Below are 12473 nucleotides of genomic sequence, written 5' to 3'. Positions count from 1 at the left end.
GTTAAGATTCTGTTCAAGTTACGTTTATGTAGAATTCATCTCACACCATTATGCTGACACAACACCAAAGAACAAGCATATAGAAATGAACAGAGAGAGGGTAATGAGCATGAGAGGAAAAAGATTTGTAATATTAAGCACGACACTCGCACTAACACTGCTAACTCCGCTGAGTGTGATGGCCGATAGCAATAAACCTAACTATGCATCTACTCAGAAATTAACTGCAGAGAAGGCTGCACTACTAACCGATACCTACGGTACCACAAGTCTGCAATATGCGCTGATTGACCAAGGGAATATTGTCATTTCCGGACATTCTGGCAAAAATCAACTGGCGAAGAATGTCCCGCTAACCGCCGATACGATCTATGGCATAGGATCAACCAGCAAAATGTTTGTAGCCGCGGCTGTTATGAAGCTAGTCGATGAAGGCAAGCTAGACCTGGACCAACCTCTTACGAAATATATTCCTGATTTTACAATGAAAGATGTACGTTACGGGCAGATTACGCCGCGTATGCTGCTAAATCATTCTGCCGGTATTGAAGGTTCTTCCTTTAACCGTGCGCTATTGTTCAATGATAATGATACCTATGCCCACGATAATCTATTAGAACAATTGGCTACCCAAAGCTTAAAAGCGGACCCGGGAGCATTCTCGGTCTATTCTAACGACGGATACACACTAGCTGAAATCCTCGTGGAGAGCGTTAGCGGGCTGGACTTTACCACATTTATACACAAGAATTTTACGGAGCCTCTAGAAATGAAGAACACGAAAACGCCTATAGATCCAATAGACAAAGCCAAAATGGCCGGGACCTTCATTGATTCTTCTCAGACGCCACTCCCTTTAGAGAATTATAATGTCATCGGAACTGGAGGGATTCGCTCCACGGCTGAGGATTTGGTAAAATTCTCGCAGATTTTCACGGGTCAAGTGGAAGGCATCCTGTCTGTCCAATCCGTCAAGGCAATGGCCGAAGCAGAATATAAAAAAGGCATGTGGCCGAAAAATACCGATGCGACCTTTGGCTACGGGCTAGGCTGGGATAGCGTAGATCTTTTCCCATTCAATAATTATGGTATTCAGGCGCTGACCAAAGGGGGAGATACGACTCTGTTCCATTCATCGTTGGTCGTGCTCCCAGAGTATAATTTGGCTGCGGCTGTGACCTCATCCGGCGGCTCCAGCACAACGGATCAATTGCTCGCGAATGAACTGCTGCTTAGTGCACTGCAAGCGAAGGGTGTAATTAAAGAACGAATGGCAGAGAAGTCGCACGGCCTCCCTGTGAAGACAAAAATGCCGCAAGAGATGTCCCGTTATGCAGGCATTTATGGCGCCTCTAATTCATTGAAGAAGATAGCAATCCATCCATCTGGTGAGATGGTACTGACCTCGCTTCTATACCCGGGCGACCCTGGCCAAAAGTATGTGTATACTGCCGATGGTTCTTTTAAGAGTGAGGATGGTAAGGAAAAGTTCAAATTTGTTGTCGAGAAAAATGGGCGCACTTACTTGTGGTCCAGCACCTATGCAACGGTACCTGGGCTTGGGCAGACCGTATTCTCTGAATACTCCGCCGAGCAACTTGAGGCCAATCCATTATCCAAAGATGTAGCTGCCGCATGGAACAAACGTGAGGGCAAAACCTATTACATGATGAACGAGAAATACTCATCGTTATCCTACTTCTCGGGTTTGCCTGCTTTTCCAATTGTGACGAGCAAAGAAGCTCCTGGCTATATCGTTAATAATAAAATCGTAGATGCAAACAAAGCGATCAGTCAACTGCAAATTCCCACTATAGCTGGAAGAGATAACATGGAATTCAACTTTTATACCGAGGATGGCATTGAGTATGTTAAAACAACGGGCGGATACTTGTATGCTGGCGAAGAGATTTTAAAGCCGCTCTATGCCGGTAAACAATCCACAGCCACCATCCAAGCCGACGGCCTTGCGAGATGGTTCACCATTCCTGCTACTGCCAAAGGGAAAATTCTATCCGTCAAGCTGCCTACAAACAGCGCAGTTATCGTATATGATGAATCAGGGATTTGCGTGAACGATAGTGCAGTTAGCGGTAAAAATACGGTCGTACTACCGAAGAACGGCACCATTGTATTCGCCGGTGACGCCGGTGCGAAGTTTGAAATTTCGTTGAAGAGCGGGAAGTAGATTGTAGCCAGCTCATAGGCTTCACTGTAACAGTTTTCGTAGAACTAATTTCAGTTAACCAGCAAAAAAAGGGCGCAGATCATCTCAGATCAGCGGCCCTTTTGGGGTTTATCTTGTATCTCTATTTCAATCGAGGATATTCGATACAAGCCACACATAGGATGTATGCATATAAGTAAAATGCAAATCCTAACCAAAGGTGAGTGTAACCCATGAATAATATCCCAGTGTCATCTCAGCACATGAAGAAACCTAATTTTCTTGTGTTCCTAGTAGATGAGGAGCGTTATCCTCCTGTTTATGAGGGTCAAGAAATCCAAGAATGGCGTAAGCGGAATCTCATCACACAGGAACTTCTTAAAGCTCATAGCTTAGAATTTCATAGGCATTATATCGGGAGCACTGCCTGCTGCCCCAGCCGAGCTACGTTATTCACAGGCCAATACCCATCCCTGCATGGAGTCAGCCAAACGGTTGGTATTGCCAAAGAATCCTTTGACTCCGACATGTTCTGGTTGAATCGCAACACTGTGCCCACGATGGGACATTACTTCCGTTCTGCCGGATATCAGACTTATTATAAAGGAAAATGGCATATATCCAATGAGGATATTATTGCTCCCGGTACCCACAACAGTCTGCCCAGCTATGATCCGTTAACCGGAGTACCAGACCAGAGACGGACAGAGCTATACCTGAATGCCAATCGCTTAGACGACTTTGGCTTTTTCAGTTGGGTCGGGCCTGATCCTGTAGGCAAAAATCCCCGGAACTCCGCCTCCTCCGCTGCTATTGGATTAAGTGGTAGAGACGTAGTCTACGCAGAAGAGACCGTTGAACTGATCAAAGCGTTAGACCAAAACTGCGGTCAGAACCAGGACACCTCTCCATGGTTAATCGTTTCTTCCTTTGTGAACCCGCACGACATTGTGCTCTACGGAGATATTTCTGCAAGACTCCCTAATTTTAAATTTGAGATCGACAACATACCGGACGTCCCCCCACCTCCGACGCTAAACGAACAACTAAGCACGAAACCGCGCTGTCAAGCTAGCTATAGAGACCTGTACCCGAAGGCTTTGCAACCCATTAGCAATGGTCCGTTCTACCGCCAGTTATATTATCAGCTGCAAAAAAATGCCGATCGGCAAATGTTCAAAGTATTCAAAGCGCTGACTCACTCGTCTTTTTATGACAATACCATTGTTATTTTCACGTCCGATCATGGGGATCTACTGGGGTCACACGGTAATCTTCATCAGAAATGGTACAGTGCCTATGAAGAATTTCTTCATGTTCCTTTTCTTATTCATAACAAGCATCTATTCCCGCAGCATAAAAATATCCACACGCTGACCAGTCATTTAGACCTTCTGCCAACCATGCTAGGACTAGCGAATGTGAACCTGACTGACATTCAGAGAGATCTACAGAGCAAATTTAGCGAAGCCCGTCCTTTAGTCGGCCGCAACCTCACACCTCTAATTTTAGAGAATCATCACATCTCCCCTGCCGATGAGACGCTCTATTTCATGACCGACGATGATGTTACACGTGGTCAGCATCAGGTCAATCTATTGGGCCACCCCTATGCATCGGTTGTTCAGCCTAACCATATCGAGACTGTAATCACACCCCTTTATAAAGGGAAGCAACGGCATATCTGGAAGTTCTCCCGCTATTTTGATAATAGTCAATTCTGGAGCCAGCCGGGGGTTCAGGACGTCACAGTGCAACCCGGTGAGGACAGCAACGTCGAACAATGGGTTATCTCAACCAAAACTGAGCCGGTTCCTGATGAATATGAATTATACAATTTAACCGAAGACCCTCTGGAAGCAAACAATCTCGCCCATCCCACACTTGCCACAACACAAACTAAAGAGGTCCAGAAAATCATGATGTCTGTATTGGAGGAACAGCGTAAAAGAAAACGTCTCTACCCTTCCCAGCCTACGATATGAATCAAGGCTATGGACACTGCCATAGGCGATTTATAGAAATAGCAAAGCGACCCATTTGGGAAGACTTTTTTGTTAATCATTAAACTTTATAAACATTTTTGTTTACAAAGTACCGCCTATGAAGTATTTTATAAACAACTTCCCAGCGGATAAGTGTGTTCGATTATTTTTCAATTCAGGAGGCCATATGAAAAATTATATAATTTTCGGCGCGAGCCAAGGTTTGGGAGACGCCTTCGTAAAAGGCTTGCCAGAGAATGGTGACCGTGTCTGGATCGTCTCCAGAACTCGTCCGCCAAGCGTAGATTTGAACAACGGGGTTCACCGTTATTGGATTGAGGCTGATTTATCCTTACCTTCTTCAGCTGAGAAGATAGCCGCTGAGATGGAAGGAACTCCGCTTGATGTATTGATCTACAATGTGGGGCTTTGGGAAAAGGAAGGCTTTACAGAGCAGTACAATTTTGAGCAAGATGATCCAACGGAGATCCTGAAGATGATTCAGGTCAATCTCTCCTCACCCATTACCTGCATCCAGAAGCTGCTACCCCATCTGAAGCAATCGGACAACGGGAAGATCATCCTCATCGGTTCCACGGCTGGACTCGATCATACGAATAATGATCAAGTGACTTTTGTGGCGTCCAAATTCGGATTGCGGGGGATTGGCAGTGCTTTACGTGAACATACCAGGAAATACGGCATCCCCGTCACCTGTATCAATCCCGGGGAAATTGCCGCAGAAATTCCTTACGAGGAAGGTGCGGACAAAGCGATCGCACTGTATGATGGTGCCAGGATTCCAGTCCAAGATATCGTTTCGCTCGTAAAATGTGTGATCACGCTATCTAGAGCGTCATGTGTGAAAGAAATTCATATGCCCGCCATGCTGGATACGAATGCGTGATGCCCAAAAAGCCCCTTGGAGATGGAAATTTCCAAGGAGCTTTTTCTGTATCTATTCTTTATGAACCTAAAGCCGCGGCTCCCTTAATGACAGACACGATACTTTTCTGTAGGTCCTGTGCACTTTGTGACTGATAAGGATCTGCATTAAAAAGAATGGCATCGGCAGTGAAGCCTTCTTGGATACGACCCAAGCTGTCGCCATAGCCCAGAATGTCGGCGGCGGACGATGTCGCCGCTTGCCAGGCTTCCTCACGAGTTAACCCACAGTCCATTAACACATCCAGCTCGCCCAGATTGTGCCCGTGGAGTGCAGGTGTTGCATAATCGGTACCGAAGCCGATGCGTACACCAGCTCTTCTCGCATAGCTGATCGCTTGCGGATGAGCTGCGGCAGCGCGTGCCGCCCGATCACGAATGACCTCAGGCAGGCCAAGCACGCCGACAGGATCTGCGGCAATCCGATAGATCGAAGCCGTAGGTACGAACGCCGTCTTGGACTGAGCAAGCCGATAAGCTTGTTCCTCCGTCAAATACATGCCATGTTCAACAGACTCGACGCCAGTATCAATAGACCAGTCCACTGTCGGTCCGCCCCAAGTATGAACCAATACTTTAGCGCCCAGCGCATGGGCAGTACGAACAATATAAGCGAATTCTTCCTCCGAAAACGCCGGGTTCAGCACTGTATCCGGCGTTGCGCCCAGTCCGCCTGTGGCCAGGATCTTAATCCAGGTTGCCCCGGAATGGATGATATCCGTTACCCGCTGCTCCAGATACTTAATCCCTCGTGCGTCTCCGGCCCCGAGCATATCACCACAGGTGTGTACGCTTAAAGGCTGGTTATACTTCTGAGCGATATGCTTCACTACACCTGGCAGAAGCCCGCCTGCATCACGCGCTGTAGTCACCCCAGTACGGAGCGTTGCCTCAAAGGCTTGTGCTTGCAGCACCTCTACCTCTAAGGCATCACGCTTCAACTGGTCATCATGATCGAAATCGGTCCATGCCAAGTGCGTATGAAGATCAATTACACCAGGACTGATCCATAAATCGCTGCCAGAGTTCTCATCCTCCGCAACAGGCGAATTAGATTCGACAATGGACGAGAAACGACCGCCACGTATCGTAATATCGAATCTTTTGCCCTTAGTCCCGGCAATAAAAATATTATTAAAGGTCTGGTCTTGTTGAATTTCATTGGTCATTTGGCATTCTCCCAGATGGCCTTTTGGGCAGCAATGGCCTTGGAAGGATCTTTTTGCACAAATCCTGCAAGTGTAACAAGCGCTTGTTCAACGCCTTGCTGACTGGCATTTGCACCAAAATGATTGATACGCCAGAGCTTATCATGCAGTTCTCCATCTCCAGGAGCCACAATTCCAATCGGCTTGTCGATATGGAGATTGCTGCCTTCAGGAACCCGGACCGTTGTGGTTAGCGAGGAGTACCCATTATTATTTCTTTGCCAAGGTTCTAGCCCCAAAGCCTGGGTGCCAGCGATCATAGCCGATGACGCTAACTGATGACGGCGGTTGACCGCCTCCAAGCCCTCTTGTTCAATAAGCTCTAGAGATACAATAAGATCCCTGGCTTCTAACGTAGGGATATTGGCCGGAACACGCACAGGAGCCGTGCTATTATCAGGACGTTTAAGATCAAGCAACGATAGAATAGAATTGCGCGGTGCTCGTTCGTTGGACTCCAGGAACGCCCAGCCACGCTGGGAGACACCTACAGCGCTGACCCCGTTAGGTCCAGCCAGCCCTTTTTGCGCACCAATCGCTACAAAATCAATACTCCACTCGTCCATAAGCACCGGTTCAGCCCCGACGGCTGACACGGAATCGATCACGGTGATCAGGTTAGATTGGCGCGCGATCTCCAGTATTTCTTTGGTCGGATTAGAACCCCCAGTAACCGCTTCTCCCTGAACAAAGGAAATAGCGCACGGTTTATGGCGTTCAATCGCTGCGGCAACTTCATTAACAGTAGCTACTTCGTCAAAAGGTACTTTAACCTCAATAACTTCTGCGCCGCCGCGCTCCAGCCATTTTCCGAAAATATCTCCATAGGGACCGGTCACAACATTTAAAATTTTACGACCAGGAGCAGAGATCCCTGCTGCGATGGCCTCAATGCCCAAGATAGCCTCACCCGGTATGATGACCGGAGATTGTTGTGTGGATAGGAGCTTGGAGAGCAACCCCGTGAGCGTATCGAACTCCGCGATCGTAAGCGGCGAATATCCTTGATGAACTTGATTCATGACAAACCTCCTGTTGTAGTGGATATTGGCATTTTGGGAACAGCGGACAATAATTCGCGGCTATAGGACGTTTCAGGGCGGGAAAAGAACTGATCCTTGGGATTAACCTCCACAAGTTGCCCCTGCTTCATAACAGCTACAATATCGCTTATGGCATGGATCACTCCCAGGTCATGAGAGATGAACAGCATCGTAAGATCAAGCTCCGCTTTAAGCGTGCTAAACAGTTCAAGCATACTCCGTTGTACCGAAACATCCAGTGCGCTCGTAGGTTCATCCGCGATAATCACACTTGGTTCCACGCTCAAAGCCCGAGCGATCGCAATCCGCTGACGCTGACCACCAGAGAATTGGTGCGGATATCGACCAAGAGCTCTTTCATCAAGATGGACACGCGCCAGGAGTTCCTTACAACGTTGTTCCACTCCAGCACGATCTACAATTTTGTGAAATAGCAGCCCTTCGGAAAGGATCTTTCGGATCGTATGCTTAGGATTGAGCGAAGAATCCGGGTTTTGAAAGATCATTTGAATCTCCTTATGCTGTTCCCGGCTACGTTTCTTACCTAAAACTTGCGAACCCAGCAAAACTTGTCCGCTACTTGGAGCAATCAGCCCCGCGATGACTCGCGCGAGTGTAGATTTTCCTGAACCCGATTCGCCTACGAGACCGAGTGTAGTGTGCGGTTGTATTGCTAAGCTTACCTTATCCAGCGCAGTGAACTCACCGTACTTCACTGTTAAATCTTCTATCTGCAAGGCCGTCTTCATGCACCCGCACCCCTTTCAAGCTCCGGCAAAGAAAGCACCGAATGGATCAGCATCTGCGTATAGGAATGTTGCGGGTTTTGCAGAAGACTCAAAGATTCGCCGCGTTCGACGATCTGCCCCTCTTTCATCACGCACAGCGTAGAACACATCGAAGAAGCAATCGCAAGATTATGCGTAACAAAGACCATGGCAAAGCCCAGTTCCTTTTGAAGATTCGTAATCGTCTCAATAATTTGTTTCTGCACGGTAACATCAAGCGCAGTTGTCGGTTCATCGCACAGAAGGATACCCGGCTTACACGCTAAAGCCATCGCGATGACAATACGCTGGCATTGACCGCCTGACAGTTGGCTCGGATACCGGTCCTTCTGCTTCAGGGAATCCGGAAGCCCGAGCATCTCCAGTAACTCCAGCGCAAGGGTGCGGGAAGCCTTCCGGCTTACGTTCTGTCTGTAGTACACCACCTCGGCAAGCTGCCTAACCACTGGGCAAAGCGGGTCCAGAGCACCCCTGGGATCTTGAAAGATCATGGCGCTTCTGACATCACTTCGAATGGCTCCACCCACTTGCTCAACCCCACGGGGAAGTAAACCCAGAATGGAGCGCAAAGTGAGCGATTTGCCGGAGCCCGATTCACCAACAAGTCCCAAGCTTTCGCCCTTTTCAAGCGAGAAACTCACATCGGCGACGAGTGATTTGCCTGAGGTTGTAGCGAGCGAGAGATTTTCTATTTCCAAAATAGGATTCGTAGCCATCATTTTCTCCTCCATAGGTCTGCCAGGCCATCACCCACAAGGGATAATGCGATCCCTGTGTATACAACCGCAATTCCTGGAACAGCTGATAGCCACCAGGCTGTAGTTATGAAGGATTGTCCGTCTGAAATCATCGTTCCCCAATCCGGGGTTGGCGGTGCAATACCGATACCCAGATAACCTAATGTGACGATCGCCACCAGCAAGCCAACCATATCGGTCATTAATACGACCACGGCCTGAGGCAATACATTCGGTAAAAGATGCCGCAGAATGATTTTCACCCCTGGGATCCCCATCGTTTGGGCAGAAGCGACCCATTCCTGCTTGCGAAACGATGCGCTGAGACCTCTCGTCACACGTGCAAAGACGATCCAGCCTACCAAGATAAAGGTAATGTAAATCCCCTTTTGACCCGCGCCACTGGCAAAGGCCACAATAATAACAATTAAATAGAAGGGAAAGGCAATAAAGGTATCCGTCACTAATGAAATAATAGTATCCACCCATTTGCCGTAATACCCTGCCAGCATCCCCAAAAAGATACCTGTGCAAAAAGGGATGATCTCCGCCAGCACCATGATTTTCAGATCCGTCCGTGCGGCATAGATTAGTCTTGTAAACAAGTCGCGCCCCAGTTGGTCTGTCCCCAGCCAATGCTCCGGGGAAGGAGGCTGCAAAATGGCGTACAGATTCTGCTCGGAAGGCTCAAAGGGAGTGATGAACGGTGCAAACACAGCTATGCCTATGAGGAGTAAAAACATAATGCTCCCCACAAGCAGTGATGGTGTGTTCAGTATTTTTTTCAGGACACTTTGATTCTCTTGCTGTAGGTCCAGTAGTGTAGTATTCATTGTTTTCCTTTCGTCCTGGGATCAAGCAGCCAGGAAGATATCTCGATCAGGAGACTGATGATGACCACAGATATCGCACAGTACAGAGCTATTCCTTGGATGACTGGAAAATCCCGTTTGGAGATTGCTGAGAATAGCAGGCTGCCTATCCCCTTGATACCAAACACCTGTTCAACGACCAAGGTGCCGCCGATCAGATAAGAAATATTTACACCAAGCAGCATCAGCGTAGGCAGCGCAGAATTGCGCAGAACATGCTTGGTCAGGATTACCCGGTTAGGGATTCCCGCCGCCTTCAAGGTGACAACAAAATCCGATTCCAACACTTCCAGCATCTGCGCTCTTAAGGAACGCACAAGGGTAGGAATTTGTGAAAAGGCGACGGTAATCGCAGGAAGTGTGAGGCTGTATAAGGTTCCAGCCACCCCTTCCCCAACTCCCCCTACGGGGAACCAACCCAACCGAACGCTAAGGAACAAAATCAGCAGCAGGCCCACCCAAAAGACCGGCATTCCAAGCGTAATCGTTGGAAAGATACGTATCAGATGATCGAGCAATCTGTCTTTATTCGTTGCTGCAAGCGTAGCAAGCACAAGCGCCACTACTATTGCCAATACACTGGCCATCACAATCAACAAGAGCGTAACCGGAGCGCGCTCCGCAATCAGCTCTCTACTCGAGGTTCCCCAAGCAATGGAAGCCCCGGTATCGCCGTGTGTGAAGAGATTTTGTATAAATCGGGTGAACTGCTCCCCTAGCGGAAGATCCAGCCCAAGTGAATGGTGCAAAGCTTGGATGGCCTCAGGGGTGCTGTGTTCCCCCAGGATCATTTTAGCAGGGTCTCCAGGTACAATCCGGATAAGGAAAAAGACAGCCGCCACCACACAGGTGATAACGGCTGCCGCTCTGATAAGAGCAAGCACGAGCCACCTGCGCGGTGAATCGTTGTCGGCAATTTTTTTGAATAGACTGTTAGATTTAATCATTTTTTAATACGAACATCTTCAAAGCGAAGACTGCCGTTAGGGAGCACAACCAGACCTTCTACGGAAGAACGAACACCTGTAATGATGTCTGGGTAGTACAGTGGAATGTAAGGTACTTCATCAGCCAGGATTTGTTGAAGCTTGGCGTAAATATCTCCGCGTTCTGGCCCATCCAGTGTTTTTTGGCCTTCGATCAGAAGTTTGGTCACTTCATCATTGGTGTAATGTGTCCAGTACGACTTGCTGAAGCCGTTCGGATCGGTCTGGAAGGCAAGGATCGAGTTCGCTTCCGGAGAATCCGCCTGACCGCTATTAAGCATAGCCGAGAAATCATAAGCAAAGAAACGCTCACGGAATGAAGCTAGCTCAACCGATTCAATCTCAATATTGATGCCGATGGTTTTAGCAGCGGCCTGAATGATTTGTGCCTCTTGCGCTCTTGTACTGTTTCCGGAAGCAACTAGCAGCTTCGTAGTGAAGCCATCCGGGAACTTCGACTTGGCAAGCTCTGCTTTAGCCGCAGCCTCATCATGATTGAGTGCTTTAATCGTATCGTTAGTGTTATAAGGGATGGCTGGTGGCAACAGCGAATTCGCTACTTGCGCATAACCAAAGGTAAGCGCCTTGGTCAATCCATCACGATCCAGGGCCAACGCCAGAGCACGACGAACATGGATATCAGAGAAATGTTTATCGAGTGTATTGAAGAACAATTGCTCCGTTACCCAGCTGCCGTTAGTCGCTACTGTCGTATCAGCGCCTTGTTTCAATTCATTGGCATTCCCCAGCGCAAGCGTCTCAATACCATCTACCTCACCAGCTTTAAGCTGGTTGATTGCTTGGCTATCATCTTCAATCAGCTTGTAAACAAGCTTATCGATGTATGGCTTGCCTTCCTGCCAGTAGTTAGGATTTTTGCTGAACGTCAGATCACCTGCTGGGTCCCATTTTTCAACCACGAACGGACCAGTACCTATAGGGTTCTTAAAGAATTCCTCTTCAGTAACACCGCCAAATTTGTTAGGTAGAATACCGTTGGAGAAATTCGTCAGCTCCGAAATAAATGGCGTGTACGGCTCTTTTAGTGTAATTACGAACGTTTTGGCATCTTGGGCCTTAAGAGAAGCAACCTGTGCCGCGATAGCCAGAGGGCCACCCACAGTCAAATGCCGTTGGATGGAGAACACTGCATCCTCTGCAGTCACTTCAGTTCCGTTAGAGAACTTGAGCCCATCACGCAAAACAAAAGTATAGGTTAACCCATCTGGGCTAATCGTATGTGACTTGGCTAGCCAATCCACAATCTTTCCTTCACTATCAAACGCAACCAGTGGCTCAAAAACTTTATCTATTGCAAAAGCGTTATTTGCAGTAATCTGATTGTGCAGGTCAAACGAGGTAACAGAAGCCGGGCGTCCGTAGGTAAACGTTCCGCCTGTTGCGGGTGGTTCGGTGTTCTTGCTTGTATCCGCGCCTTGGTTCGTGCTTTGATTAGCACCTGTATTTTGAGCCGTATCATTATTCGATCCGGAGCATCCTGCCAGAACAACCATTAACAGAACCACTAAAGATCCAACCCAGAACGACTTCTTTCTTTGAAATGCATTAAACTTTGACATGTCAATCCCCCTCTTATGCAGTAAAACATATGCGCTTAGTATGAATAGATTATGTATGAATGTCCCCCTTCTGTCAAACAAAATTAAATCCCAAAAAAAGGTGATAAACCCTCCTCGTTAATAGTCATATAGCAGAACATCTGACCACTTGTAGACAAGCAG

10 protein-coding genes are annotated in these 12473 nt (G+C 47.9%); 3 read left to right on the top strand and 7 right to left on the bottom strand.

Annotated elements, in window-relative coordinates; translation table 11 throughout:
* The first annotated feature begins 109 nt into the window (after positions 1–109).
* The 3 genes from ACFVRY_RS10600 to ACFVRY_RS10590 all read left to right on the top strand — a co-directional run bounded on the left by ACFVRY_RS10600 (position 110) and on the right by ACFVRY_RS10590 (position 5059).
* Complete coding sequence (locus ACFVRY_RS10600; RefSeq protein WP_387499956.1) at positions 110–2188, top strand: serine hydrolase domain-containing protein; 2079 nt, start codon at positions 110–112, stop codon at positions 2186–2188.
* Between the two features lie 212 nt (positions 2189–2400).
* A complete protein-coding gene (locus ACFVRY_RS10595) occupies positions 2401–4152 on the top strand; it encodes a sulfatase family protein (RefSeq protein ID WP_387499954.1) in 1752 nt (583 codons plus the stop codon).
* Positions 4153–4339: 187 nt separating this feature from the next.
* Positions 4340–5059, top strand: a complete 720-nt coding sequence (locus ACFVRY_RS10590) for an SDR family NAD(P)-dependent oxidoreductase (protein ID WP_387499952.1) — start codon at positions 4340–4342, stop codon at positions 5057–5059.
* A 58-nt stretch (positions 5060–5117) separates the two neighbouring features.
* Here the strand turns inward: ACFVRY_RS10590 and ACFVRY_RS10585 are convergent, their stop codons facing one another.
* Genes ACFVRY_RS10585 through ACFVRY_RS10555 form a run of 7 tightly spaced genes read right to left on the bottom strand, consistent with a single transcriptional unit; the run spans position 5118 to position 12311 of the window.
* Positions 5118–6266: an amidohydrolase family protein gene (locus ACFVRY_RS10585; RefSeq protein ID WP_387499950.1), complete on the bottom strand. Its 1149-nt coding sequence runs from the start codon at positions 6264–6266 to the stop codon at positions 5118–5120.
* A complete protein-coding gene (locus tag ACFVRY_RS10580; RefSeq protein ID WP_387499948.1) occupies positions 6263–7327 on the bottom strand; it encodes a pyridoxal-phosphate-dependent aminotransferase family protein in 1065 nt (354 codons plus the stop codon). Before ACFVRY_RS10580 ends, ACFVRY_RS10585 begins: the two co-directional genes overlap by 4 nt.
* On the bottom strand, positions 7324–8097 hold the full coding sequence (locus tag ACFVRY_RS10575; protein WP_387499945.1) for an ABC transporter ATP-binding protein: 774 nt from the start codon (positions 8095–8097) through the stop codon (positions 7324–7326). Before ACFVRY_RS10575 ends, ACFVRY_RS10580 begins: the two co-directional genes overlap by 4 nt.
* On the bottom strand, positions 8094–8855 hold the full coding sequence (locus ACFVRY_RS10570) for an ABC transporter ATP-binding protein (protein ID WP_387499943.1): 762 nt from the start codon (positions 8853–8855) through the stop codon (positions 8094–8096). The genes ACFVRY_RS10575 and ACFVRY_RS10570 overlap by 4 nt, the downstream gene beginning before the upstream one ends.
* Positions 8852–9706, bottom strand: coding sequence for an ABC transporter permease (locus tag ACFVRY_RS10565; RefSeq protein WP_387499941.1), 855 nt, complete (start codon positions 9704–9706; stop codon positions 8852–8854). Before ACFVRY_RS10565 ends, ACFVRY_RS10570 begins: the two co-directional genes overlap by 4 nt.
* The gene (locus ACFVRY_RS10560) at positions 9703–10692 is read right to left on the bottom strand and encodes an ABC transporter permease (RefSeq protein ID WP_387499939.1); all 990 of its coding nucleotides are present in this window, start codon (positions 10690–10692) and stop codon (positions 9703–9705) included. The genes ACFVRY_RS10565 and ACFVRY_RS10560 overlap by 4 nt, the downstream gene beginning before the upstream one ends.
* Positions 10689–12311: an ABC transporter substrate-binding protein gene (locus tag ACFVRY_RS10555; RefSeq protein ID WP_387499937.1), complete on the bottom strand. Its 1623-nt coding sequence runs from the start codon at positions 12309–12311 to the stop codon at positions 10689–10691. The genes ACFVRY_RS10560 and ACFVRY_RS10555 overlap by 4 nt, the downstream gene beginning before the upstream one ends.
* Positions 12312–12473 lie beyond the last annotated feature (162 nt).

It is taken from the genome of Paenibacillus sp. NPDC057934 (assembly GCF_042887565.1).
In the GTDB taxonomy this organism is placed as follows: Bacteria; Bacillota; Bacilli; order Paenibacillales; family Paenibacillaceae; genus Paenibacillus_AQ.
This window is presented reverse-complemented; position numbering and strand designations above follow the sequence as displayed.

Bases quoted from the DNA above. Each gene is read 5' to 3' on its own strand.
- ACFVRY_RS10585 (WP_387499950.1), bottom strand. From the start codon at position 6,266: ATGACCAATGAAATTCAACAAGACCAGACCTTTAATAATATTTTTATT.
- ACFVRY_RS10575 (WP_387499945.1), bottom strand. From the start codon at position 8,097: ATGAAGACGGCCTTGCAGATAGAAGATTTAACAGTGAAGTACGGTGAG.
- ACFVRY_RS10565 (WP_387499941.1), bottom strand. From the start codon at position 9,706: ATGAATACTACACTACTGGACCTACAGCAAGAGAATCAAAGTGTCCTG.
- ACFVRY_RS10595 (WP_387499954.1), top strand. From the start codon at position 2,401: ATGAATAATATCCCAGTGTCATCTCAGCACATGAAGAAACCTAATTTT.
- ACFVRY_RS10600 (WP_387499956.1), top strand. From the start codon at position 110: ATGAGAGGAAAAAGATTTGTAATATTAAGCACGACACTCGCACTAACA.
- ACFVRY_RS10580 (WP_387499948.1), bottom strand. From the start codon at position 7,327: ATGAATCAAGTTCATCAAGGATATTCGCCGCTTACGATCGCGGAGTTC.
- ACFVRY_RS10555 (WP_387499937.1), bottom strand. From the start codon at position 12,311: ATGTCAAAGTTTAATGCATTTCAAAGAAAGAAGTCGTTCTGGGTTGGA.
- ACFVRY_RS10570 (WP_387499943.1), bottom strand. From the start codon at position 8,855: ATGATGGCTACGAATCCTATTTTGGAAATAGAAAATCTCTCGCTCGCT.
- ACFVRY_RS10560 (WP_387499939.1), bottom strand. From the start codon at position 10,692: ATGATTAAATCTAACAGTCTATTCAAAAAAATTGCCGACAACGATTCA.
- ACFVRY_RS10590 (WP_387499952.1), top strand. From the start codon at position 4,340: ATGAAAAATTATATAATTTTCGGCGCGAGCCAAGGTTTGGGAGACGCC.